The 22,703-nt window shown below is 48.9% G+C and carries 24 protein-coding genes; 12 read left to right on the top strand and 12 right to left on the bottom strand.

Annotated elements, in window-relative coordinates; genetic code table 11:
• Positions 1-69: 69 nt before the first annotated feature.
• The gene (locus tag ACJ2PR_RS08745) at positions 70-2,583 is read left to right on the top strand and encodes an O-antigen ligase family protein (RefSeq protein WP_446876741.1); all 2,514 of its coding nucleotides are present in this window, start codon (positions 70-72) and stop codon (positions 2,581-2,583) included.
• A 44-nt stretch (positions 2,584-2,627) separates the two neighbouring features.
• Positions 2,628-4,178 (top strand): FkbM family methyltransferase, encoded by a 1,551-nt coding sequence (locus ACJ2PR_RS08740; protein ID WP_446876740.1) that lies wholly within the window; start codon positions 2,628-2,630, stop codon positions 4,176-4,178.
• A gap of 376 nt (positions 4,179-4,554) precedes the next feature.
• On the opposite strand, the gene opcA is transcribed toward ACJ2PR_RS08740, so the two are convergent.
• From opcA to ACJ2PR_RS08715, 5 genes are all read right to left on the bottom strand, one after another.
• Complete coding sequence (gene opcA / locus ACJ2PR_RS08735; protein WP_446876739.1) at positions 4,555-5,937, bottom strand: glucose-6-phosphate dehydrogenase assembly protein OpcA; 1,383 nt, start codon at positions 5,935-5,937, stop codon at positions 4,555-4,557.
• 131 nt (positions 5,938-6,068) lie between these two features.
• A complete protein-coding gene (gene zwf, locus ACJ2PR_RS08730) occupies positions 6,069-7,598 on the bottom strand; it encodes a glucose-6-phosphate dehydrogenase (RefSeq protein ID WP_446869479.1) in 1,530 nt (509 codons plus the stop codon).
• Positions 7,599-7,795: 197 nt separating this feature from the next.
• Positions 7,796-8,944: a transaldolase gene (gene tal, locus ACJ2PR_RS08725; protein WP_446876738.1), complete on the bottom strand. Its 1,149-nt coding sequence runs from the start codon at positions 8,942-8,944 to the stop codon at positions 7,796-7,798.
• A gap of 74 nt (positions 8,945-9,018) precedes the next feature.
• Entirely contained in the window at positions 9,019-10,104 is a 1,086-nt protein-coding gene (gene fbp / locus ACJ2PR_RS08720; protein ID WP_446859231.1) for a class 1 fructose-bisphosphatase, read from the bottom strand.
• A gap of 213 nt (positions 10,105-10,317) precedes the next feature.
• Positions 10,318-11,259 carry a cation diffusion facilitator family transporter gene (locus ACJ2PR_RS08715; protein ID WP_446869475.1) on the bottom strand — a complete coding sequence of 314 codons (942 nt, stop codon included), beginning with the start codon at positions 11,257-11,259 and terminating at the stop codon, positions 10,318-10,320.
• 412 nt (positions 11,260-11,671) lie between these two features.
• Here ACJ2PR_RS08715 and ACJ2PR_RS08710 point away from each other — a divergent pair, with 412 nt between their 5' ends.
• Positions 11,672-12,496: a Cof-type HAD-IIB family hydrolase gene (locus ACJ2PR_RS08710; RefSeq protein WP_446876737.1), complete on the top strand. Its 825-nt coding sequence runs from the start codon at positions 11,672-11,674 to the stop codon at positions 12,494-12,496.
• A gap of 249 nt (positions 12,497-12,745) precedes the next feature.
• On the opposite strand, the gene ACJ2PR_RS08705 is transcribed toward ACJ2PR_RS08710, so the two are convergent.
• A complete protein-coding gene (locus tag ACJ2PR_RS08705) occupies positions 12,746-13,357 on the bottom strand; it encodes a TetR/AcrR family transcriptional regulator (protein ID WP_446876736.1) in 612 nt (203 codons plus the stop codon).
• 111 nt (positions 13,358-13,468) lie between these two features.
• Between ACJ2PR_RS08705 and ACJ2PR_RS08700 the strand changes: the two genes are divergently transcribed.
• From ACJ2PR_RS08700 to ACJ2PR_RS08690, 3 genes are read left to right on the top strand one after another with little or no spacing between them, the layout of a single operon-like run.
• Entirely contained in the window at positions 13,469-14,650 is a 1,182-nt protein-coding gene (locus tag ACJ2PR_RS08700) for an HlyD family efflux transporter periplasmic adaptor subunit (protein ID WP_446876735.1), read from the top strand.
• Positions 14,647-15,870 (top strand): ABC transporter permease DevC, encoded by a 1,224-nt coding sequence (gene devC, locus ACJ2PR_RS08695; RefSeq protein ID WP_446876734.1) that lies wholly within the window; start codon positions 14,647-14,649, stop codon positions 15,868-15,870. The genes ACJ2PR_RS08700 and devC overlap by 4 nt, the downstream gene beginning before the upstream one ends.
• A gap of 8 nt (positions 15,871-15,878) precedes the next feature.
• The gene (locus tag ACJ2PR_RS08690; RefSeq protein ID WP_446869470.1) at positions 15,879-16,601 is read left to right on the top strand and encodes a DevA family ABC transporter ATP-binding protein; all 723 of its coding nucleotides are present in this window, start codon (positions 15,879-15,881) and stop codon (positions 16,599-16,601) included.
• Between the two features lie 248 nt (positions 16,602-16,849).
• Here ACJ2PR_RS08690 and ACJ2PR_RS08685 read toward each other — a convergent pair whose 3' ends face one another.
• Positions 16,850-17,509: a TetR/AcrR family transcriptional regulator gene (locus tag ACJ2PR_RS08685; protein ID WP_446876733.1), complete on the bottom strand. Its 660-nt coding sequence runs from the start codon at positions 17,507-17,509 to the stop codon at positions 16,850-16,852.
• A gap of 86 nt (positions 17,510-17,595) precedes the next feature.
• On the opposite strand from ACJ2PR_RS08685, the gene ACJ2PR_RS08680 reads away from it, so the two are divergent.
• The 5 genes from ACJ2PR_RS08680 (at position 17,596) to ACJ2PR_RS08660 (ending at position 20,292) form a co-directional block, all read left to right on the top strand.
• A complete protein-coding gene (locus ACJ2PR_RS08680; protein ID WP_446876732.1) occupies positions 17,596-18,354 on the top strand; it encodes a darcynin family protein in 759 nt (252 codons plus the stop codon).
• A gap of 231 nt (positions 18,355-18,585) precedes the next feature.
• Entirely contained in the window at positions 18,586-19,272 is a 687-nt protein-coding gene (locus ACJ2PR_RS08675; RefSeq protein ID WP_446876731.1) for a tetratricopeptide repeat protein, read from the top strand.
• A gap of 126 nt (positions 19,273-19,398) precedes the next feature.
• Positions 19,399-19,815 (top strand): element excision factor XisH family protein, encoded by a 417-nt coding sequence (locus ACJ2PR_RS08670; RefSeq protein ID WP_446876730.1) that lies wholly within the window; start codon positions 19,399-19,401, stop codon positions 19,813-19,815.
• Positions 19,803-20,138, top strand: a complete 336-nt coding sequence (locus ACJ2PR_RS08665) for an element excision factor XisI family protein (RefSeq protein WP_446876729.1) — start codon at positions 19,803-19,805, stop codon at positions 20,136-20,138. The genes ACJ2PR_RS08670 and ACJ2PR_RS08665 overlap by 13 nt, the downstream gene beginning before the upstream one ends.
• The gene (locus tag ACJ2PR_RS08660; protein WP_446876728.1) at positions 20,125-20,292 is read left to right on the top strand and encodes a hypothetical protein; all 168 of its coding nucleotides are present in this window, start codon (positions 20,125-20,127) and stop codon (positions 20,290-20,292) included. Before ACJ2PR_RS08665 ends, ACJ2PR_RS08660 begins: the two co-directional genes overlap by 14 nt.
• 5 nt (positions 20,293-20,297) lie before the next feature.
• Here ACJ2PR_RS08660 and ACJ2PR_RS08655 read toward each other — a convergent pair whose 3' ends face one another.
• Both ACJ2PR_RS08655 and ACJ2PR_RS08650 read right to left on the bottom strand, forming a co-directional pair.
• Positions 20,298-20,651 (bottom strand): type II toxin-antitoxin system PemK/MazF family toxin, encoded by a 354-nt coding sequence (locus ACJ2PR_RS08655; protein WP_446876727.1) that lies wholly within the window; start codon positions 20,649-20,651, stop codon positions 20,298-20,300.
• A 2-nt stretch (positions 20,652-20,653) separates the two neighbouring features.
• On the bottom strand, positions 20,654-20,887 hold the full coding sequence (locus tag ACJ2PR_RS08650) for a hypothetical protein (protein ID WP_446859219.1): 234 nt from the start codon (positions 20,885-20,887) through the stop codon (positions 20,654-20,656).
• A gap of 99 nt (positions 20,888-20,986) precedes the next feature.
• Between ACJ2PR_RS08650 and ACJ2PR_RS08645 the strand changes: the two genes are divergently transcribed.
• Positions 20,987-21,112, top strand: a complete 126-nt coding sequence (locus ACJ2PR_RS08645; RefSeq protein WP_446875330.1) for a hypothetical protein — start codon at positions 20,987-20,989, stop codon at positions 21,110-21,112.
• Here the strand turns inward: ACJ2PR_RS08645 and ACJ2PR_RS08640 are convergent.
• The 3 genes from ACJ2PR_RS08640 to ACJ2PR_RS08630 all read right to left on the bottom strand — a co-directional run bounded on the left by ACJ2PR_RS08640 (position 21,101) and on the right by ACJ2PR_RS08630 (position 22,664).
• Positions 21,101-21,376 (bottom strand): helix-hairpin-helix domain-containing protein, encoded by a 276-nt coding sequence (locus tag ACJ2PR_RS08640; RefSeq protein WP_446859217.1) that lies wholly within the window; start codon positions 21,374-21,376, stop codon positions 21,101-21,103. The genes ACJ2PR_RS08645 and ACJ2PR_RS08640 overlap by 12 nt on opposite strands.
• Positions 21,377-21,381: 5 nt before the next feature.
• Positions 21,382-21,771, bottom strand: a complete 390-nt coding sequence (locus ACJ2PR_RS08635; RefSeq protein ID WP_446876726.1) for a VOC family protein — start codon at positions 21,769-21,771, stop codon at positions 21,382-21,384.
• A gap of 224 nt (positions 21,772-21,995) precedes the next feature.
• A complete protein-coding gene (locus tag ACJ2PR_RS08630) occupies positions 21,996-22,664 on the bottom strand; it encodes an ABC transporter ATP-binding protein (RefSeq protein ID WP_446876725.1) in 669 nt (222 codons plus the stop codon).
• Positions 22,665-22,703: the final 39 nt, after the last annotated feature.

Raw genomic sequence — 22,703 nt, 5'->3', positions numbered from 1 at the left:
GCTGATCCGCAATTCCCTTAGCCTCACCGCCTCCAACTTCGCTTTTCCCTTTCATCCCTCATCCCTCCCATGTCCGACCTTCCTCTCCTAGCTCTACTCGTTGCTCTTTTCTATGGTGCTTTTACGCTGTTGCCAGATAGCCATAGTTTGATGGTGTCGTGGCCGTGGGTGTTTGTTTGGCAGATTGGGCTGCTGTGTGCGGTGTTGTGGCTGTTGGGGTTGGTCTGGAGTCACAAAGGGCTACATGGGCTGGGGAATAGGCTGGATTATCTGGTAGGAGTGACGATCGTTGGCCTCATTCTCTCCTCCACATTGGCAGAGTTTCCCAATCAGGCGCGGTGGTATGCGTGGGCGGCGCTTTGTTTCATCGCGGCACTTTACGCCCTCAACGATTGGTTAAAAACACCTCAGCGACGGTTGAATCTTTTAATCGGTCAAGGTTATTTGAATCTAGCCTTTATTACTCTGAGTTTGGGGTTGTGGATCAGTCAAACCTTGATGCCAGAATTGGGGCGATTGCAGGAAATTAGACAACAGTTTGGGGTGAGTTTGCCCTTTGATTTTTCTGACATTCAGCTTCGTAATTGGGCCCCGATCGGACACCAAAACTACGTGGCGGGCTATCTGATGCTGGCGATTCCGCTGCTTGTTGGGTTGTGTTTCGCTCAAACGGGCTGGCGGCGTTGGTTGTGGGGTGCTGGTGTTGGGTTGGGTTTGATTGATCTGTATACGACGAGTTCGAGAGGCGGCTTGTTGGGGTTGGCGGTGGCGCTGGTAGCTGGATTTGCAGTACTGATTTGGCAAAGTCAACTTCCGCGTCGCTGGCTGGTCTTCTCTGGTGTGGGACTGTTGGCAGTTGTAGCGATCGCTGCCTTCACGAATCCCCGACTGCGATCGCTCCTCTCTGGCACCAACGTCTCTGGAGAACTCGCGTATCGTCTGATTTCAGCAACCGCAGGCTGGCAAATGGGCATCACACATCCCCTGACGGGAGTTGGACTGGGCGGAGAACTGCTGCTGTTTCAGAAATATCGTCCCTTTTGGGCGGGTCGAGAAGCTGAGATGATTTTCCAACTCCACAGCACTCCGATTCAGCTTTGGGCAAACCTCGGTATCTGGGGAATCTTGCCGCTGTTGGGAGCGATCGTTCTCCTCCCGTCTCTCGCCCTCCGTTGGCAAAAGTCAACCCAAAAAGACGACGCGCTGAATCCTATTCTAATCGGCAGTCTTTTAGCAGGATTGTTAGCCTACAGCGTCCAAAGCCTCACCGACTACCAGCTTGACAATGTTTGCATTAGCGGAACCCTGGTAATTTTTCTAGCAGTTCTCGCCTCCCAATTCCGCCCCTCCTCCCTCCTCCCTCCTCCCTCCTCCCTCCTCCCTCCTCCCTCCTCCCTCCTCACCCGGCTTCTCTCGATCGCAGGTCTCTCAATCGTGGCCGCGATCGCGGTTTCCCTAATTCCCATTCATCGCGCCTGGATGCTCTCTAGTCAGGGGTTTGCTGCTCTGGGCCAGCTAGAAGACGCAAAAACGCCGCAAGCACGACAAGACAGCCTCAACACCTTTGAGCAACAGTTAACTCAAGCACAAACCTTAGCTCCCTGGGAGCCGTACTACGCTTATCAATTGGGCTGGACGCTCGGAGACTTGGGCTTGAGAACAGAAGATCGCGCCCTGGTCGATCGAGCCATTCCTCAACTGATCAAAGGCAACCAAGCCGCCCCTTATCAAGAATTTGGGCAGACCAATCTCGGCTGGCTATTGTTAAATCGAGACGCAAAAAGTGCAGTGCAGGCATTTGGGCGATCGGCGCAGTTGATACCCGCAAAACGAGGCACATTCTATGGTTTGGGCTTTGGCCTGTTGGGAGTCCAACCCGATTTAGCAGTTAAAGCGATCGTGCTAGAACTCCTCCGCGACCCAATTCTAGTCAGCAGTCCAGTCTGGAAAACGCCCCAACTGCAACCCGTTTACACTCAAGCGCTCAAACAGTTAGAAACGCAGTACAACACGCTGTTACAAAAGCATTCTCAGCCAGGAATTTTTAACACTCATTTGCACAACAGTCGAGGCCTATTGTATTGGTGGACAGGAAATTTGACCGCCGCCCGATCAGACTTGCAACCCTATGGCAATGATGTGAGCCGCACCATTCTCGACCTGGCACAAGGAAAATCGGTAGATCTGCAAAAGATTCAAAATACGGCAGGAGGACTGACGATCGCCGCCTGGCTCAACCCGCCTCAACGATTGGAATTGCTGCAAAAAGCCTGGATTACCGAAAATCGCACCGCTCCGCCTCCAGAAATCATTCAACAACTGGCAGACAGCATGGCAACCTCCACCAGTCTTGACCAATGGATCAAGCAGAATGCACCGTCTAGAGAGGTGCGGCGATCGCGTCCGGGGTTCAATATTCTGAGTCGTCATGTCGATGGGCCAGTTCCCAAAGACTTTCTCACGACTTCTGAAAACATCGCGCTCAACAATTTACTCAAAGAACTGCTGCCGTCTCAAATTTACTTTCCTGAGTTGGACTCGGCTTTGCAGGGCGATCGAGATGCTTTACTCAAGCAGTTATAAACTGCACAAATACTCATTCATTGTTTCTAATTTTTCTTAAAGTAATGACCCAATCTGCTGAAATTTACGCGCATTTTCTGCAAACAAATCAAGTCTCTCTCACCCTAGACGTTCAATTTCGATTGACTCAACTTTTAGAAACAACCAACTGGGATGATCCTCAATCTGCTTTAGACTGTAGCAACGTCGCGGTGACTGCTTTAATTGAAGCTGACCAATGCTCGGACTTATCTAGGCGAACGTTTTATCTAGAAACTGCCCTAAATTTATTGAACGATCGAGTCAGTGATCATCCCCTCTGTGTTGCACATTTGGCACTCATTCAAAGTCTAATTGGCAACGCCGACGCTGCGATGGAATTGGCTTTTCCAGCATTTATTAACCTACTTCAAGCGGCTGATCTGATAGACGAACCTTCAGGCTTAATTTACTTACCGATCGCTCCTCTGGCATCGACCCGCGATCGAGCTTCAAAACTTGAACAAATTTTGCATCTTGAGAATGCTTATGGTCAGGCGCTTATGGTGTTATGTGAAGTGATGGGGCGGTCGCAACTTGTTTTTTACAACACTTTAGGATTACGGTTTCTCACATTGACGGCTCAACTTTTTCCTCAATCAGCATTCACCTATTTACAATTAGGAATTTCGAGTTTATCAAATCAGCAGGTTGAAGGGTTATTGTATCTTCATCGAGCCAGACAAATTGATCCAACCAATGCGTTAATTTTGCAATCTTTGTATTTGGTTTATCGCGATTTAAAGCAGCTAGAAACGGCAAACTTCTGGTTATGTGCGGCTCAAAATGTAGCTCAAAAAGAGCCTGATTCTATCAGTTGGAACTGGAGTAAAGGTGCCATTGACGACCCAATCACTTACACGCTTTTTGAAGGTGAACTAATAGCAATTGAGGCAACGTTTCGCAGCATTGTCACTCGTGTTTTGATTGCAGAAGGAGATTGGTTTGAGAAAGAGATGGAGTTTTGGCGCAACTCGATTCAAGCAGGAATGACGGTAATTGATGTAGGCGCAAATGTCGGACTGTATACCTTTAGCGCTGCGCGGCGAGTCGGTAAAACGGGTAAAGTCTTAGCTGTTGAGCCATTCTCAGGTTGTGTTCGCTGCCTCCAAGAAACCTGTCAAATCAATCAATTTTCTCAGGTAAAAATCTGTGCAGGAGCCGCCAGCGATCGCACCGGAAAAGCAAATCTTCTCATCAAGTCAGCCAGCGAAATGAACGAATTGACCATCAGTGCTGAAGGCAAAAATGCTGAATCGGTCGATTGTTTTACCCTGGACAGTCTAATTCAATCAGAACAGCTCGATCGCGTTGACTTTCTCAAAATTGATGCTGAAGGTCATGAAGTCCAGGTGTTGTTGGGCAGCGATCGCCTGTTGTCAGAGTTTGCACCTGTGATTTTGTATGAAAACATTGCAGGCAGCAAAGGGAGTAATCTTCCGGTAGCCGAATTGCTGATCTCAAAGGGTTATCAGTTGTTTCGCTATCAGCCTTTTTTGCAAAATTTGGTGCCGATCGCCACTCTCGAAGCGCTACACGGACTCAATATAATCGCGCTGCCTGCAACCAAGTGCTAACCAAACGCAAGTTCGATGAACTTCTCCGCTTCGCTCTCAGATCCGGAAACACCCCCTAGATCCCCCATTCTGGGGACTTTGAGATCAAAAAAATTCTGGAATTCAAAACGAGTTTGAGCTTCCAAGTCCCCCAAATTGGAGGGATTTAGAGGGCTGCAACCCATTGAAACGAAGCCAAAATCAACTGACCAAGCATATTTAGAGAATTTCAGGTGTAATAAGCTCGCGTTCCTTAGCATCCCGTTCTCCGCCCTCTAAAACGCCTCACTGTACAGTTTCATCATGTCCGTTTTTAGTCTTTCTTAAGTCTTGCCAAATTAAAAATTCCCAACTCTTTTGCGAAATTGGGAATCTAAAATAACTCGATCGCGCTAAGCTAGCTGGCAGACAACTTCAGCACCTTTGCAGCGATCGCCAGACTTTCTTCATATAAAGCATCGCGTCCCAAGCGCTGTAGTTGCTCACTGAGAAGGGTTTCAGCCTTTTGATCGTTGAGTGATGTCACTTGATTGATGCGGCAAGATTGGGCCCCACCGCCCGCTTCCATTCGCATACAGCCCGTCGTCTCAGAACAGAGAACCGTACAGCAATCAGCGTGAAGATTAGTCGAAGTCAGTTTGATGCTGACCAGATCTCCAGCCACATCACCCGAATCTGCGGTCGGAATGCCTGCCAACTCCACTTCGATCGCTCGACCATTCGCCCCAACCAGGTGAACGCGCTCCAGATCGTAAATGTCGCCTTCTTTGTGACGAGAGACTGGTTCCCATCTGAGACGACTGGCCAGCCAGCCCAAAAACATCATCGCCTGAGTCGGATTGCCTTTTTCGTAATCAATGACGACGCGATCGACTTCCCATACAGCGGCTCGTCGTTCTGGCTGGTCAAAGGCCTCAGCCGATAATTCTTGCCAGGCAGACAATCGTCGCCAGTTCAAATCAGCAATCTGAACGCCATCTTCGATCAGGCTAGCCAGCTTGAGCAGATCGCCCTCTGGGTCAGCCTTAAAGCGACTAGAATCAACAATGACCGCATTGCACACCCGATAGAGGTGCGAGAACAAAGGCAAATCGAGATTGGGAGTCGCCTTCCACCACAAAAAGCGGGGCAACTCGCTAATCAACAGCGACGAAACCATTGTGCTGATGCGATCGAGCGCCGACTCCGTACCCTTGAGCGTAATGTATTCGCCACACACTAAAGCACTGCGACTCTGCTTGTTAATTGGACAGTAAGCAGACACTTGAGCCGTCACGCCTTCATCCTCACCCACGATCGGAAAGAGGGAAATAATCCGACAGGGATTTTGACTGGCGATCGCGTCGGCAATGCCTGCCCCTTCAGCATCAGGAGTGTATTGGGGAGCGCTATCGCCTTCAGTCTTTAGCGGAAGCTGACCTTTCTGTTTTGCCAGTGCCATCCGCAGCTTTTCGAGTAGCGTTGGCGTAGATTTGCCGTCTACGGGTAAGCCAAATTCTGCTTGAGCCGCCCGAATCGCTGCTTGAGTCCGTGGGCCGTCAATGCCGTCGATCGGGCCCGTATAGAAGCCCAACGTCGCCAACATTTGCTGAGTTTCCTCCGGCTCATAGACAATCAGCGTAAAGGTCGAAGCTCTCGTAGCGGCCAGCGCCGAGCCATCACTCGCAACACTATAACTTTGCCAAATACTCGAAAGCTCTGCCTCAATCTCACTGATCGAGACATCTTTGGGAGCCTGGAGCGGCTGAAGGGGGACGACGGGTGCAGATTTAGGAGACATAAGAGGGATGAGGGATGAGGGATGAAGGATGAAAAGGGAAAGGATCAGGGTTGAGGGGCGAAAGATGAAACCTTGGTAGGCGAGAAGGCTCACCCAAACATTCATCCCTCATCTCTCATCCCTCATCCCTTCTAAAGTCTTCGCCAGCGCCGACCATCTCGATCGATCATCTGTTCGGCCGCTGAGGGTTCCCAGGTGCCCGCTTCGTATTGAGGAATGGTGGCAGGGTCGGTGGGCGATTCCCAGGCAGAGAGGGCGGGGGTGACGACTCGCCAGGCGGCTTCTACTTCGTCGGCACGGGTGAATAGGGTTTGATCGCCCATCATGCAGTCTAGCAAGAGTCGATCGTAGGCTTCGCCGCCTGTCACGCCAAATGAGGAACCGTAGCTAAAGTCCATTTCGACCGATCGACTTCTCAAATCTGCACCGGGCATCTTCACTTCAAACCGTATCGCAATGCCTTCATTGGGCTGCATTCTCAGCGTGAGAACGTTAGCGTTGGCTTGCTTGGCCGCAGATTGAAAGATCAGATAAGGCACATCGCGAAACTGGATGGAGATTTCTGACACTTTTTTAGGTAGACGCTTCCCCGTTCTCAGATAAAACGGAACGCCCTGCCAGCGCCAGTTGTCGATCGCCAGCTTCATCGCCACATAAGTAGGAGTCGTCGATTGAGGACTCACGCCAGGTTCGTCTCGATAGCCCGGAACCTGCTTGCCTTTCATCCAGCCTGCTTTGTACTGACCTCTGACTGCTGAATATTCTAGGTTGTTGACATCGGCGAGGTGTGTTGCCTGGATGACTTTTACCTTTTCGGTACGAATGCTGTCAGCATCCAGGGAGTTGGGTGGCTCCATTGCGGTCAGACAAAATAGCTGCATCAGGTGGTTTTGCACCATGTCTCGCAGTGCGCCCGAAGATTCGTAATAGCCCGCTCGATCTTCGACCCCAACCGTTTCAGCCACCGTAATCTGAACGTGATCGATAAACTGACGGTTCCATAATGGCTCAAAGATCGCGTTGGCAAACCGAAAGATCAGCAGATTTTGAACGGTTTCTTTGCCCAAATAATGATCGATCCGATAGACCTGTTCTTCTTTACAAACTTCGGTGACGACCCGGTTCAACGCTTGAGCAGAACTGAGATCGCGACCAAAGGGTTTCTCAATGACCAGGCGCGTTTTACGGGGATCATCCAACATTCCAGCCGCCCCCAGTTGTCTGATCGCTTCTGGAAAGAACTTGGGAGCCACCGCTAGATAAAAGACTCGATTGCCTCTGGTGCCGCGAATCTGGTCAATTTCTGCGAGCCGTGCTTTGAGTTTTTGGTAGCCTTCGGGATTGTCAATGTCACCCGGACAATAAAACAACCCTTGAGCAAAGTCGTTCCAAATCGCATCTGACCCAACGCCATCCGAAAATTCTTCGATGCCTTCTCGCATCTGTTCGCGGAAGAAATCATCGCTCCACTCCCGACGAGCCACCCCGACGATCGTGATCTCCGGTGGCAGTTGTCGTTCACGCTTCATCTTATAGAGCGCTGGCACCAGTTTGCGTTTGGTCAAATCTCCAGATGCGCCAAAAAAGACAATAATATTGGGTTCTGGAATGCGCTGCTGCTGTAGACCAACACGAAGCGGATTTTCGAGCAAAGTAACCATAGGCGGGGGCTAAATGAGGGATGAAGGATAAGGGATGAAACGAGCGAGTGGGCCAGGGGCAAAAATTTCGGGGTCGGTCTCAAACTCTTTAATCAGCGTCAAAGCTCAGGAGAAAGGTAGGACGGGAAGAGAGATTTAGTCTGAACGAAACAATAGCGTCTTATTCATCCCTCCTCCCTCTTCCCTCATCCCTTCTTCTACGAGACTGTCGCGAGTCGATCGACCTTTTCTTGCAGCGAACTCATCAGTGACTCAAAAGGTTGGACAAATTTGTCGATGCCTTCTGAGAGGAGTTCTTCCATGACTTCGGTCAAATTGATGTCAATGTCGGGGTCTTTGAGGCTGTTGATCAATTCGTAAGCTTCTTCGACACCCGTTTCGATGCGGGAAGCTACATCACAGTGATCGACGCAGGCCTCGATCGTAGCAGGTGGCAACGTGTTGACTGTATCAGGGCCAACTAATTCATCGACATACATGACATCGCTGTAGTTGGGGTTTTTGGTGCCTGTGCTGGCCCAGAGGAGTCTCTGAACGTTGGCTCCTTTTTCTTTGAGCGCTAACCAACGGGGATCAGCAATGATCTTTTTGTACTCTTGATAAGCGATTTTGGCGTTGGCGATCGCAATCTTACCTTTGAGGGCGTTCAGTTTGGCTTCTTCGGCGATGTCATCGACCCCTTTTTTCAAGAGTTCATCAACTCGCTCGTCAATTTTGATGTCGATGCGGCTGAGAAAGAAGCTGGCAACGGAGGCAATTTTGCTGATATCTTCACCGCTGGCGGCCCGCTTCTCCAGTCCTCGAATGTAAGCCCAAGCGGTATTAATGTAGCTTTGCACCGAGAATAGCAGCGTCACGTTGACATTCACGCCTTCGCTGATCATCTGTTCGACAGCGGGCAACCCTGCGGACGTTCCTGGGATTTTGATCATCACATTAGGGCGACCAATTTCTCGGTGATAGCGACGCGCTTCTGAAATGGTGGATTCTGTGTCGTCGGCGATGTTGGGCGGCACTTCGATGCTGATGTAGCCATCCAATCCACCCGATTCTTCATACACAGGTAAGAAAATATCGCAGGCGTTGCGAATGTCGTCAAAAATCAGAGATTCGTAGATTTCTAATAGCGATTTTCCGGCTCTGATCCCCGCCTCAATGTCAGCGTCGTAGATTTTGTTGCCGTTGATGGCTTTTTCAAAAATGGCTGGGTTTGAAGTGACCCCGCGCAGCCCTTGAGTTTCGACCATCTGCTTGAGTTCACCTGACTGAACCAAGTCACGGGTCAAATTATCCATCCAGATACTTTGCCCATAGTCTTTGATTTCTAGAAGGTGGTTCGTTGTCATTAGATTGCTCCTAATCGGTACAGGTTTGAGTTTTGAGGTTCGAGAGTTGACTCTCAAATAGAGTTCAAAACGGTTTATCGCTTGGACATCAGCACTTCTTGATCTCTGGCTCCCTCTTGAATGAAAGATTCGACCAGCGCCACGTCTTCTTTGCTGCCAATGATCAACGGGGTTCTAGCGTGCAGCTTTTCAGGGATCGCATCCAGAATGTCTTGAGTCCCGGTGGTCGCCCGACCGCCCGCTTGCTCGATCAAAAACGCCATCGGTGCAGATTCGTAGAGCAGCCGCAGCTTGCCTTCTGGTTTTTTCACGGTTCCGGGATACAGAAAAACGCCGCCCTGAAACAAAATGCGGTGAAAGTCGCCGACCATCGCGCCTCCATAGCGGGCCGTGTATCCCTCGTGGCGATGCACATAGCGAATGTAGTTGCGAATGGACTCGTCCCATTGCCAAAAGTTGCCCTCGTTGACGCTGTAGACCGACCCATGCTCAGGAGTCTGAATATTTTCGTTTGACAAAATAAACTCGCCCAAACTGGGATCAAGGGTGAATGCATGAACGCCTTTGCCGATCGAATACACCAGCATCGTACTCGGCCCGTAAAGGATATACCCTGCGGCGATTTGTTTTCGTCCACTTTGTAGCAGATCTTGAGCGGTGCCATCTGCGTCTTCGCCTTCTTGCTGACGAATCGAGAAAATTGACCCCACATTAATGTTGATGTCTACATTAGAGGAGCCGTCGATCGGGTCGTACAACAAGGTATATCGGCCCACTGGGCAGTTTTCCGGAATGTAGTAAGGATCGTCCATTTCCTCAGAAGCGAGGCGGCAGACTAAACCACTTTGCTTAAAGACGGAGATAAACACCTCGTTGGCAAACACATCCATCTTTTTGACAGATTCGCCCTGCACATTGACATCGCCTGTAAACCCCAAAACGCCCTCCATCAAACCGGCCCGGCTGAGACGACGAGCGATCAACTTTCCGGCGAGCGCAATGCGATTCATTAAGGCACTGAGATCTTGAGCGTCCGGTGAAAAGCTTTGCAGTTGTTCTAGGACGTGACGAGAAAGGGTGGTGCAGTCGCGGTCAAGCGCGTAATCACGACCTGGAGGGTGTTCGCTCTGCAAATTGATGGGTGGGTCAGCGTCGGTCATGATTCTTCTCCTCCCTAAGTTTGAAAATCCACTAAGGCTGTTTGTAGAGTACGAATTGTAGAGTACGAATCGCCTGAGTGCCCTTGCTTCTATCTTAGGAAGGCATTTCAAGAACGGGGTCTAACTTTAGATCAACTATAGAAATGATCCAAGTTTGGGTATTCTCCAAGACATTCTGCTGAAGGTTTAGCAAAGGGGATCGAGTCGATCGCCCTATTGATTCCAATCGAGTTCGCGGCTGGGCGATTGGGTTCCGGCAAAGTCAGATGGCTCGTCGCGATCGCTTTCTAGCTGTACGACAACTTGTACGGGGCCGTAGTGATCTCGAATGGTGGCTTCGATCTGTTCGATAATCCACTGGCTCAGTCCAGCAAACTCAGGATGCAGTACGAGACGCATCTCGATCAACACCTGCCGACCCACGATCCCCCGCGAATGAATCTGGTAACAGTGGGTCACGCCTTGAATTTCGCGCACCAGTTGAGAAATGGCTTCGGGCGCGATCGCCGTCTGTCGGATCATCAAAGGCAGTTGCCAATTAAGGACACGCCAACAACTCAGGACGGCAGTAATAATCAGGGCGATCGCCAACAGGGGATCAAGCCAACGGTATCCTTTGAGAATGCCAAGCAGTCCGCCGAGCAGGATTAGGGTCAGCCATGCATCTTGCAAAATCTGGTTGGCATTGACTCGCAGGGCTGTACTTTCGAGGGACTTAGCCAAATATTTCTCAAAGACGGCTAATCCTAAACTCGCTGCAAAAGCGATCGCCAGCAGCCCAATCAACGGGACGGTCATCTGGACAGGCAGCACTGCGGTCAAATTGGGAGCCGCATCTAATTGTTGAAGCGATAATCCCAAAATGCTAAAGCAGGCAAAGCCCAAAAAACTGACTAACAAAAGCGTCAGGGTGGTTTCGAGGCGGCCATGTCCCCACACTTCTCGTCCTGAGATGCGATAAGGCGAAGAAACTGCGATCAGGCTGAGAACCGTGCTAAAGCTGTCAATCACGGTATGAAGCGACTCGGCTAACAGACTGAGCGATCGCGTAGCCCAACCTGCCCAGACTTTGACCGCCAAAACGAGCAGTGTCAGCCAGAGCGTCACAAACAAAACTTGACGACTCACCCCACGGGGGTTTTTTACTTCAGCCATAACCCCCAACCTATCACGGAATTTAGTTTCAGAGATAGTTATGTTTTTTGAAGAAAGAGAGACCTTAGACTAGAGACTTTGGGCTAGAGACGCGAAACCGATGATTAATACCCAATCAAGAAGAAAGAGAGACCTTAGACTAGAGACTTTGGGCTAGAGACGTGAAACCGATGATTAATACCCAATCAATTGGTTAGTGCTACAGATCCTTCGCCCCCTAAATCCCCCATTCTGGGGGACTTTGAGAATCCGAGACTTCTTTGGCTTGAAGTCCTCCACAAGTGGGAGATTTAGGTTGCTCTCCAAGACCTGTAGGACTCAAAGATCAATTTTGTATAACGTCTAATGTCCAATGTTTGATGTCCAATGTCTGATGTCTAATATCCAATATCCCTGACCAAATTTAATGAAAATGATGCAGTCCGATCTTCGCTTATTGGTTTTGGATATCGACGGTACGATCGCAGGTCACTCCAATCAAATTAATCCATCGGTTCTCAGCGCCATTCGAGCGGCTCAACAAAAGGGCGTTGAGGTGGCGATCGCAACAGGGCGAATGTATCGATCAGCGCTGCGCTTTCATCAAATGGTGAGTTCTCGGTTGCCGCTGATCGCCTATCAAGGAGCCTGGATTCAAGATCCTGCCACTGAGAAAGTACATCGCCGTTGGTCAGTGCCCAGAGAACAGGTATCAGCCCTGCTGGACTACTTTGAACAGACAGAATTGAAGGCTCTGCTGTCGGTACATTTCTATATCAATGATCAGCTATACGTTCGAGAAATCACGCCCGAAACGAAGGCCTATTCAGAGCGATCGGGCATTCAACCCATTGCTGTCGGAGATCTGCGAACTACTTTGGAGACTGAGCCAACTAAAGTTTTGGCCCTTAGCGATGACACGGATCTGATCACACAGCTTCTCGGATCATTGCAAAAGCAGTACACGCCTGCCGAACTCTATCTAACAAAATCAGTCGCCACCTTTTTTGAAGCGACTCATCCCTCTGCTAACAAAGGCTCAGCGGTTTGCTACCTCGCCGAAGAGCTACTCGGACTCAAGCCAGAAAACGTGATGACGATCGGAGACAATTTTAACGATGTCGAAATGCTCGAATATGCCGGGGTCGGCGTTGCGATGGGGAATGCGCCAGAGGCTGTGCAGGCGATCGCTCAGTGGGTCGCTCCCAGTGTAGAAGCAGATGGAGCGGCGGCGGCGATCGAAGAATTTTTGCTCTGAGAGGATGTTTGAAAAGTATCAAATCGTCTGGAGATCCCCCCTAGCCCCTCTTAAAAAAGGTAGTTTCGTACACCAAAAGGAAAACCCAGAAGCCTGATTTTTCAGTCTCTGCGAACACTTTGTGGCGCGTAGCGTTCGCAACTTTGAGCGAACCTCAACGAAGGAATCAAAAATCCTCACTACTTTTTTCTTGCATGAAACCACCCTGCTGATTTAGCAACGCCACGATTCTTAGTTTGCTCAACTCATTCAAGTGATCAGGTTAATCAAATTATCGACAAGTCGATCGCGATCCATTGGCACAATATCCCCACTATGCAACATCTCCTGGGTAATCAGCAGAAAAATCAATGTCCCCATAAACATGTGAGCAACGGCGGCAGGATCAGCTAGATTCAAGTCTGGACAATCTGTTAGATACTGAGTCAGGGCATTCAGGATCGGCTTATCCATGTGTTGTACAAAGGCTCTTCCGAGTTCTGGAAAGCGACCCGACTCGCCCAACACCAATCGGATAAACGTAATTTTTTCAGAATTGTTGGTGCAGCTATCTAAAATACTGTGGGCCAACTGACGCAGCACGACTTGAGGCGGCTCTTGAGACTTGAGCAAATCGTGAGGGCAGCTTGCCCATTGCGTCTTTTGCACCCATTGCGCGGTCAAAGCATTAAACAATCCTTCTTTGTCTTGAAAGTGGCTGTAGAGCGTTGGCTTAGACACACCTGCGGCGATCGCCACCCGATCCATTGTGGTGCCCACATAGCCTTGTTTTAGAAAGACACGCATTGCCCCTTCTAAGATGGCAGCCGTTTTTTCGGGCGATCGCTGACGGGCAGAATTAGCAGACTGGGACGGTTCCATCGATCAGATCAAAAATTGGACTTGACACAATTTTACTAAATGGTTTAGTTTAATAACAAATCTTATTTAACTAAACCGTTTAGTTAAACTCTACCCCACGAGGCAAGCACCATGCAGAGTCCCACGATCGACGGAAAGCGGCTCCCGTCCTGGAAGCTTTTGGGAATCGCCGCTGTGATTTTATTAGGCGGAACGGGCGCTTTTACGCTTTGGCGCGCTCATTCCTCTGCCCAGACCGCTCAATCCGTCGAAAATGCTGCTCCCCAACAGCAAACCGTCACCGCTTTGGGCTACCTCGAACCTCAAGGCAGAGTGATTAGACTTTCTGCGCCCAACGCTTCTGGTGGGTCTAGTCGCGTTGAGCAACTTCTAGTCAAACAGGGAGATAGCGTTAAAGCGGGACAAGCGATCGCCGTGTTGGATAATCGCGATCGCCTCCAAGCCGCCCTTCAGGAAGCCCAGCAACAGGTGAACGTTGTCCAGTCAAATCTAGCCGTAGTCAAAGCTGGCGCTAAACAAGGTGAAGTGACTGCTCAACAAGCCGAGATTGTTCGGTTAGAAGCCCAGCGACAGGGAGATCTTGAAGCCCAGAATGCGACGGTCGATCGACTTCAAGCAGAATTGCAAAACGCCCAAACAGAAACCCAGCGCTATGAGGTTCTCTATCAGCAGGGTGCTACATCCGCTTCTCTGCGAGATAGCAAAGCTTTGACGCTAAAGACCGCACAGCGCAACCTACAAGAAGCCCAGGCCGTGTTAAATCGAATTCAAACCACCCGATCACCCGAACTCACCGCCGCCAAAGCCACCCTCGATCGCATTGCCGAAGTGCGCCCCGTTGATGTCGAAGCAGCACAGTCACAGGTCGATCGGGCGATCGCTGCCGTCCAACAAGCCAAGGCCCAACTCGATTTGGCAACCGTTCGCGCTCCTCAAAATGGCGTTGTTCTGGATATTCACACTCGTCCCGGTGAGCTAGTTTCGAGTGATGGCATTGTGGAACTGGGGCGCACCCGTCAAATGACTGCCCTTCTTGAAGTTTATGAGACAGACATTCGCAAGATCAGACTGGGGCAACTAACCAAACTGTTTGCCGATAGTCTCACAGCGCCACTTTTGGGCAGCGTCATCGAAATTGGTGCCAAAGTGAAGCGTCAGAATGTGGTGAACTCAGATACTTCTGCCAACATTGATGCGCGTGTGGTCGAAGTCCGGGTGCAACTAGATAGAGACTCTGCCCAGAAAGTCGTCGGATTAACGAACTTGCAGGTGACAGGAGAGATTCAACAATGACGTTGACCCAACCAAAACCGCATCAACAGGAGACCCCTCAACCTCGCCTGTCTAAACTTAGATTTTGGCAAGACCGCACACCCCTGGGCTGGCTGCAACTAAAGAAGAATAAAGGACGGCTGATGGTCGCGATCGCCGGGATTGGATTCGCTGATCTGTTGATGTTTGCTCAGTTAGGAATTCAGGCGGCCTTGTTTGACAGCAACACATTGCTCAACCGTGGAATCGATGCTGACATTGTGATTCGCAGTGCCCAATATCGCAACTTGAACTTAGCCAATACATTGCCGCGTCGTCGTTTATTTCAGATTAAGGATTTGCCGGGGGTAGAGTCCGCAGAGGCACTTTACGTCGCGAATGGGGTGTGGAAAAATCCGCAAACTCGTCGCAAAACTCAGCTTACGTTAGTCGGTCAAAATCTAGAACGTCCCGCCTTTACCTTTGATGAAGTCAATCGAAATCTAGATAAGCTCAAGCAACCCGATACGTTTTTGTTCGATCGCAACACTCGTGGAGACTACGCCGAAGTCGTTGCTCAAGTCAAAAAAGGGCAGACAGTCAAAACAGAACTCGATCGTCGCACCATTCAAATTGCTGGTTTGTTCTCTTTGGGAGCCTCTTTTGCGACAGATGGCACGCTGATCACCAGTCAAGAAAACTTCTTGCGCTTCTTTCCTCAACAGGGCGCAGGACAGATCACTTTAGGGTTGATCAAAGTGCAGCCGGGTCACGATCCCAACCAGGTGCTATCTCAGATCAAAGCGATTTTGCCTGCTGATACGATCGCATCTACCAAACAAGAATTTGTCACGTTTGAGCAAGCCTACTGGGAAAAGAACACCCCGATCGGCATTGTCTTTACGTTTGGAACCGTTATGGCATTTGTCGTGGGAACTGTGATTGTGTTTCAGATCCTTTCGACCGATGTCAATGAACACATGGGAGAATATGCCACCTTTAAGGCGATGGGCTACCGCGATCGCTATCTACTTCTCATTGTGTTTGAGGAAGCGATCTTACTTGCAATGTTTGGATTTATTCCAGGATTAGGCTTGGCGTTGGGACAGTATGCGTTAATTCAAAGCGCGGCGGCGCTACCGATTTCGATGACATTTTCACGGCTTGCCTTTGTTTTCTTTCTGACGATGGTGATGTGTAGTGTGTCTGGGATGATTGCAACGCGCAAAATTCAGTCCGCTGACCCAGCCGATATTTTCTAGGAGGAGCCATGAACCTAATTCTGAATGGAGTGCAGCCTGCGATCGCCGTTGAAAATCTAGATCACTTCTTCGGCAAAGGTGACCTTCGTAAGCAAGCCCTATTTGAGGTTAATTTAGCGATCGCTGCGGGTGAAATTGTAATCCTCACAGGGCCATCAGGCTCCGGTAAAACGACGCTGCTCTCATTGATGGGTGGCTTACGATCGCCCCAGTCTGGTAGCCTGCGAATTCTCAATACCGAGCTAGTGGGTGCCGCCAAAAACATTGCAGTCAAGGCGCGGCGATCGTGTGGCTATATCTTTCAAGCGCACAATCTACATGGGAGCCTTACAGCCCAAGAGAATGTGATGATGGGGCTAGAAATGCATGGGGCTTTCCCGCGTCATGAGAGGCGCGATCGAGCAGTCAGAATGTTAGAGCTAGTTGGTTTAGAAGCGCGAACTCAATATTATCCTGACAATCTTTCGGGTGGGCAAAAACAACGAGTCGCGATCGCGCGTGCCCTGGTCAGTCATCCACAGATTGTATTAGCTGACGAACCAACTGCCGCCTTGGACAAACAATCGGGTCGCGATGTCGTCAACATCATGCAAAAGCTGGCCAAGGAACAAGGTTGCACAATTCTAATGGTGACGCACGACAATCGGATTTTAGACATTGCCGATCGTATTGTCTACATGGAAGACGGCAAACTAATCGCAACGCCCGAAATGTCAGCACAGCCAGCATAACTTCAATAGACTTCCTGCACGAATCATAGATGCCCTCCGAAGGCTCTTGCGAAGCTAACATTAATTGCCAGGGATTCTGTCCACAATCGTTAAGTCAGTGACAATGATTGCTCTAAGCACTGCTTAGAATTAGGAATTAGACAACCATCACTCACTTTTATAGGATGTAGGAGCCTTCTCGGATCTGCAACCCCTTGCGAGTATCTCGAAGAGCGAGAAGCGAAGAAGTTCATCGAACTGACGTTTTGTTAAGAACTTAGAGGCGGCGATCGCGTTAAGTAGAGTAGTAAAAGATTAGAAACTTCTTGTTCAAACCGTCCATCGTTTATAAAGCCTGGATGCTCAATGACGGCTGAATGGCACAAAGCTTCAACTGTGCGACTCATGATGAAAACTGTCATCTCAATATTTTGGGGATAAAAATGGCCCATTGTAGGTATCTCTTCAAGATCGCTCCACCGGGCAAGATAGGTTTTCAACAATTCTGTGATGTGTTCATCCGCCTTTTGCATTTGCTGCAATCGTTCTGAACGGGGAATTTCCTCATTTAAAACCTGATGGAGACGTGGATTGATCGCATGAGCCGCAATAACTGCTTTCACAAGTTCAGGGATAGCAATCTCCAAGGGTGCGTCAGACAAATGGTTTGGTTTTGATTCGACTAATCTGGCGATTTCATCGGAGTGTTGTTCCACTAGGGCAGCCATCAACGATTCCCGATTTGGAAAGTATTGATACAAGGAGCCGATACTGATTCCTGCACGTTCTGCAATGCGGTTTGTGTTGGCTTTGTCGTAGCCTTCCTCGGTCAAAATGTGAGCGGTTGCCTCTAATATCGCTTCAACTGTCATTCGAGAACGGTCTTGCTGCGGCAGTTTGCGAGGAATTGTAGAATGTTTTCGCGGCATCAAAGCACCTCAATCAAATGCGAGTTGGCGAACACGAGTAATAACTCATATCATACGAGCAATCCCTCATATTTGAGCGAGACGTTATGAAGTCACCCCAGCACCGCATTTTCGTTTGTACAAAGCAGCGCTCGGCAAATGATCCAAAAGGTTGTTGCTGCAACGCAGATGCACTAGAAATCTACCAAGCCTTCCAAGATGAAATTCAAAAGCGGCAATTAGGCGATCGCGTCGAAGTTCGGAGATCGGGATGTTTAGATCAGTGTGAATCTGGAGCGATCGCGTTAGTTTACCAGCCCAGCCGGAACGAGTTTTCCTGGCTACCCACAAAACTTCGGCTGAAATTACGACGGCTGTTCATTCCCAAGCGGTTTCTGTATGGTCATTTGACTTGCACAGATGTTCCTGAGATCGTTGACAGCCATTTCATCCAGGGTCAGGCACTACACGATGCCAAATTTCTACTAATTCATGAATCAGGAGACTGTATGACAACCCCATCAAAAGCGCTGAATTATACCTATTTCATGCTGGTCAAGACGACGACAGCCTGGCTACAACTTTCTGCAAAGGAGCGATTTAAGTTTCTTGAAACGGTCATTTCACCGCTTCTCAAAAAATACCCGTTTGTGAAACTGCGATTCTTTGATTCCGAAGCATTTTCTGGACACTTTACCGACGTTTTGATGTGGGAAGCATCCGAAGTTAAGGATTACCAATTTCTCGTTGAGGAGCTTCGCGAAACGTTATTCTGGGGAACGTATTTTGAAGTTGTCGAAATTGTTCCCGCTATTGAAAATGCATATGCTCTCTATTACAACGTAGAGCCTATACCTGGGAGGTAGCTGAAGGTATAGTTAATTGCAACGATATGTCTAAACGCCAAAGGTTGGAAGGAGCAAGGGGCGGCAGCCAATCGTTTCAAAGTTATGATTGAGGCGATTTGTTGATTGTCAGAAGCGATCAACCTTGAATTGGGAAAGCGCTGGCTATTGGCAGATTGGAAGATTTAACGAGGTCAACCAGATGCCAAGAGACGTGAGAAGTGCTTAAAATTCAGATGTGATTCAGGCAAAATGATGCGCGCTTCTCAGATTTGTGGGCTTCTGATCTCGGTGCTGTTGAGTGGTGTTTTCAACCCTAGACCTCTGTTGTCTATGACGGCGGTGCAGTATCGCGATCGCGGGCTTCAGCTTCGAGAACAAGGGCAACTTGCGACGGCGATCGCATCTCTCCAAAAAGCGGTTGAACTGGAGCCAGCCAATGTTTCAGGTCGCGTTAGTCTGGGATGGACGCTGCATTTAGCAAAGCGAGATTCAGAAGCCGCCGCGATGTTGGAACAAACGATCGCCTTCAATCCCTTTGATGTTCAGACCTTCAATGCATTGGGAATTGTCTATCTGGTGAGCGATCGATTGCCTGATGCAGTCATAACTCACACCTGGGCATCGTTCCTGGCACCTCAAAATGAGATTGCTCCCTACAATCTGAGCTTGGCGTTTTGGCGATTAAAGGCTTATGAGTGGGCGATCGCGTCTGCAAAACGAGCAGCCGAATTGGAACCCAACAATCCTCATCCCTGGGTGGCTCTAGCGATCGCTCACTGGAACAATGGAGAACGCAAACTTGCACAACAAGCCTATCAGCAAGCGATCGCTCAAGACGGACGATATGGCGATCGCGACTTCCTCCAGTATCTAGACGAAGCGGGGTTTAGCGCCAGTCAAATTGCAGCATCAAGACAAGTCTTAGCAGCGTTGTAGCGGATTTCAGTTCTCACTTGATGGAATGCAGAGTTGTATACACTGCAAGGTTTTTCTAGAAATGGCTGCGCGCTCGGCTATTCTTAAAATCGATTTACAATAAGAAGAGCAACTCAGTTCTGCTCTATGCCTGCCAAAGACCTTTATCACAACACGGTGAAAACTGCCTTGATCAAAGACGGCTGGACGATTACCGACAACCCTTTGACTCTAGCGATTGGTGAGCGGGATCTCTATATTGACCTGGGTGCAGAGAAATTGCTGATTGCCGATCGTGGTAGTCAAAAGATTGCTGTAGAAGTGAAAAGCTTTATTAGTGCATCGCCCGTCAGGGATTTAGAAAATGCCCTTGGGCAATACATTCTTTACGAAGACATCATTGCTGAAGAATGTCCAGAGCGTATTCTTTACCTCGCGGTTCGAGAGGAAGTGTATCTTACTTTTTTTTCTGAACCAATTGTGCAAATTCCGATGAGAAAACGTCATATTAAAGTTTTAATTTTTGATGAAATTCGGGAGGTTATTACCCAATGGATAAGCTAAACAGCTATCGCAACATCCTGCACAAATTATTGTCAGAACACACACTGCTGATGAGTAAGCCTGAGCGCGTCACCAGTACCGTCATCGTTAGTGAAGACCAGAACCATTTTATGGTGGTCAATGAAGGCTGGGAAGGTAAAAAACGGATTCATAGCTTGATTTTCCATGCTGAAATTCGCAATGGCAAACTCTGGATGCATCACGATGGTATCGATCGCGGCATCACTGAAGACCTTGTTGCCGCAGGCATTCCCCAAGACCAGATTGTGCTGGCTTTTCACTCCCCTGAGATTCGATCACATACTGGATATGCCGTGGTGTAGCCACTTTTTGGAGAATCATCCCTCCGTAGTTGTCACAAGTGCGATCGCTCAAGACGGACGATATGGCGATCGCGACTTCCTCAAATATCTAGACGAGGCGGGGTTTAGTACCAGTCAAATTGCAGCATCAAGACAAGTCTTGGCAGCGTCGTAGCTATTTTACGATCCATATCCTAAAGTCAGCAAAACCACTTCTTCTAATGAAGCGATGACTTCCAAACTCAGTTGCCCAAGCCTGCGAATCATACGAGTTTTGTCCAGCACCCGCATTTGAAAACACAGGGCAACAGAATCTTGGCTGAGTCCGCCATCACCTTGTTTGATCAGTAAGCATATGGGCAGGGCGGCGCGACGTTGGTTGGTCGTGAGGGGAATGGCAATAGTCGTGCTTGAGAATTGAGAAACAAGGTCATTTTGAAAGATGATGACGGGGCGAATGCCTGCTTGCTCAGAACCTTGAGTCGGATTGAGATCGGCCAGCCAGATTTCACCTCGTTTAAGCAGGTTGCTCATATTTAGTCTTCCTGACTGAGCATTGCTGCATAGTCATTCATGCCTGCTTCGGCAAGAGCGCGGTCTTCGTCAGAAAACTCTGTAAATAGGGCAGCCAGTTGTTTTGGGTCGAGGATGGCCTGACGGTGACGCTGATCGCGAAACTTCAGAAAAGCAATGAAATCAGCCACTTGTTGAAGTTGCTCAGGAGTCAGTTGATCTAAATCTTGTTTGAGGGCTTCAGTAGTAATAGTCATAGCCATAGGAAAAATAACCGATAAAAGATTTCTCTATTGTATGAACTCAGTCGCGATTTCAACTCACTCAAAAGCTCTTGACTGCGCTCCTGCTCAATCATGCAGGCAACAGAACGGCTCAAATCAGCGGCGGCAAGTAACCTCAAACTCAGCACCAGTGACTTTCGACCGTCCGCTGCATTTGAATTGTTGTGCCGCGCTGTTGACATTTATCTACTCTTCTAACTCCCTGTCTTTCCAATTCCACCACTTCAACAGTTCTGGGTCAGGTTCACTTGCAGAAGCATAATAAACTGCACATCGAAATACATAGAGCATACAACGATCAACGTGCTTCCGTTGATAAATACATAGTTGATTGTAAAGTTCTTCTGGTTTTTGCCCTTTTAGGTCTTGGATTGATCGAATCCCAACATCTACAAAATACTGAGCGATCGTCTTGCCAACTCCCGGAATTTTTTCTAATTCACAAATTGTATTTGGTTTCATAGCAACTACACCGGGGTACAAATCTCAATCAAAACACCATCTAAATCCCGCACATAAGCAACTGTTTGCCCCCAAGGTTTAACCTTCGGTTCTACAACAGCAATAGCACCAGCCTCCATAGCATATGCATACGCTGCTGGTACGTCATCTGCTACAAAACCAACTTCAATGCCAGCAGGTGGATTGGATCGATCGTTTTCTAAAAAGCCTTGCGGAAGATTTGACTTAGCAAGTTCATTAGCGGCAAAAGAGAGCGTCGTTCCACCTGTCTCCATCTCAGCATACTGTTTACTTTCATGAACAAAACGCTGCTTTAAGCCAAATGCCTTTTCATAAAAAGCGATGGTTTGAGGGACATCTTTAACATAGAGAATTGTGTAAGAGAACTTAACCATTTTTGTCTCTCCTCCAAGGTGACTGAAGCAAGTATAGTACACTTGTACAGAATGTTCAAGCCTTAATGGGGCGATCGTTCTATTGACAACTTTGAAAGGACTTAACCTTAAAACCAACAAATTACGTTTGAACAACTTTCCTAACCGATAACTTAAGCGGCACAACAACTTTTTGAGCAAACGATCGCTCCCAAGTTCCACAAGCTCAAGCAGTTGCCTCACCCCTACACCACCAGCCCATCTTTGACGTGAATCGTGCGGTGAGTCTGAGCGGCGACATCAGGTTCGTGGGTGACAATGACGATCGTAATCCCTTGATTGTTCAAATCGGTGAGCAGGGACATGACTTCTTCAGACGTTTGGGTGTCGAGCGCGCCAGTCGGTTCATCAGCTAGTACGAGAGCGGGACGGTTGACCAAGGCACGGGCGATCGCGACTCGTTGCTGTTGTCCTCCAGATAGTTGACTGGGACGATTGGAGAGCCGTTCTGCCAAACCGACACGAGACAGCGCTTCTTGTGCTTTACGCCGCCGCTCAGATTTGGGAATGCCTGCATACACCATTGGCAACATGACATTCTCTAAAGCCGTCGCACGCGGCAGCAAATTGAACTGTTGAAACACAAAGCCAATGCGCTGATTGCGAATGTAAGCCAACTCATCATTTTCTAGCGTCGTCAAGTTTCGGCCTTCAAGAATATAGTGGCCGTCTGTGGCGCGATCGAGACAACCAATAATATTCATCAATGTCGATTTACCTGATCCTGACATGCCCATAATCGCCACATATTCACCTTCTTGAATGTCAAGATCAATGCCCTTCAACACAGGAACATCGACTTCACCCAGTCGGTAAGTTTTGGTGATGTTCTCCATCCAAATCATTGTTGCCATCAGTTTAATTACTTTGAGAACAAGATAATGTTATTTCCC

The sequence above is a fragment of the Phormidesmis sp. 146-33 genome (assembly GCF_052939515.1).
The sequence above is the reverse complement of the archived record's forward strand: the minus strand, read 5'-3'. Positions and strand labels throughout refer to the sequence as shown.

Excerpts from the sequence above, each read along its gene's own strand:
- ACJ2PR_RS08745 (WP_446876741.1), top strand. The coding sequence starts at position 70 with ATGTCCGACCTTCCTCTCCTAGCTCTACTCGTTGCTCTTTTCTATGGT.
- ACJ2PR_RS08740 (WP_446876740.1), top strand. The coding sequence starts at position 2,628 with ATGACCCAATCTGCTGAAATTTACGCGCATTTTCTGCAAACAAATCAA.
- opcA (WP_446876739.1), bottom strand. The coding sequence starts at position 5,937 with ATGTCTCCTAAATCTGCACCCGTCGTCCCCCTTCAGCCGCTCCAGGCT.
- zwf (WP_446869479.1), bottom strand. The coding sequence starts at position 7,598 with ATGGTTACTTTGCTCGAAAATCCGCTTCGTGTTGGTCTACAGCAGCAG.
- tal (WP_446876738.1), bottom strand. The coding sequence starts at position 8,944 with ATGACAACGAACCACCTTCTAGAAATCAAAGACTATGGGCAAAGTATC.
- fbp (WP_446859231.1), bottom strand. The coding sequence starts at position 10,104 with ATGACCGACGCTGACCCACCCATCAATTTGCAGAGCGAACACCCTCCA.
- ACJ2PR_RS08715 (WP_446869475.1), bottom strand. The coding sequence starts at position 11,259 with ATGGCTGAAGTAAAAAACCCCCGTGGGGTGAGTCGTCAAGTTTTGTTT.
- ACJ2PR_RS08710 (WP_446876737.1), top strand. The coding sequence starts at position 11,672 with ATGATGCAGTCCGATCTTCGCTTATTGGTTTTGGATATCGACGGTACG.
- ACJ2PR_RS08705 (WP_446876736.1), bottom strand. The coding sequence starts at position 13,357 with ATGGAACCGTCCCAGTCTGCTAATTCTGCCCGTCAGCGATCGCCCGAA.
- ACJ2PR_RS08700 (WP_446876735.1), top strand. The coding sequence starts at position 13,469 with ATGCAGAGTCCCACGATCGACGGAAAGCGGCTCCCGTCCTGGAAGCTT.
- devC (WP_446876734.1), top strand. The coding sequence starts at position 14,647 with ATGACGTTGACCCAACCAAAACCGCATCAACAGGAGACCCCTCAACCT.
- ACJ2PR_RS08690 (WP_446869470.1), top strand. The coding sequence starts at position 15,879 with ATGAACCTAATTCTGAATGGAGTGCAGCCTGCGATCGCCGTTGAAAAT.
- ACJ2PR_RS08685 (WP_446876733.1), bottom strand. The coding sequence starts at position 17,509 with ATGCCGCGAAAACATTCTACAATTCCTCGCAAACTGCCGCAGCAAGAC.
- ACJ2PR_RS08680 (WP_446876732.1), top strand. The coding sequence starts at position 17,596 with ATGAAGTCACCCCAGCACCGCATTTTCGTTTGTACAAAGCAGCGCTCG.
- ACJ2PR_RS08675 (WP_446876731.1), top strand. The coding sequence starts at position 18,586 with ATGATGCGCGCTTCTCAGATTTGTGGGCTTCTGATCTCGGTGCTGTTG.
- ACJ2PR_RS08670 (WP_446876730.1), top strand. The coding sequence starts at position 19,399 with ATGCCTGCCAAAGACCTTTATCACAACACGGTGAAAACTGCCTTGATC.
- ACJ2PR_RS08665 (WP_446876729.1), top strand. The coding sequence starts at position 19,803 with ATGGATAAGCTAAACAGCTATCGCAACATCCTGCACAAATTATTGTCA.
- ACJ2PR_RS08660 (WP_446876728.1), top strand. The coding sequence starts at position 20,125 with ATGCCGTGGTGTAGCCACTTTTTGGAGAATCATCCCTCCGTAGTTGTC.
- ACJ2PR_RS08655 (WP_446876727.1), bottom strand. The coding sequence starts at position 20,651 with ATGAGCAACCTGCTTAAACGAGGTGAAATCTGGCTGGCCGATCTCAAT.
- ACJ2PR_RS08650 (WP_446859219.1), bottom strand. The coding sequence starts at position 20,887 with ATGACTATTACTACTGAAGCCCTCAAACAAGATTTAGATCAACTGACT.
- ACJ2PR_RS08645 (WP_446875330.1), top strand. The coding sequence starts at position 20,987 with ATGCAGGCAACAGAACGGCTCAAATCAGCGGCGGCAAGTAACCTCAAA.
- ACJ2PR_RS08640 (WP_446859217.1), bottom strand. The coding sequence starts at position 21,376 with ATGAAACCAAATACAATTTGTGAATTAGAAAAAATTCCGGGAGTTGGC.
- ACJ2PR_RS08635 (WP_446876726.1), bottom strand. The coding sequence starts at position 21,771 with ATGGTTAAGTTCTCTTACACAATTCTCTATGTTAAAGATGTCCCTCAA.
- ACJ2PR_RS08630 (WP_446876725.1), bottom strand. The coding sequence starts at position 22,664 with ATGGCAACAATGATTTGGATGGAGAACATCACCAAAACTTACCGACTG.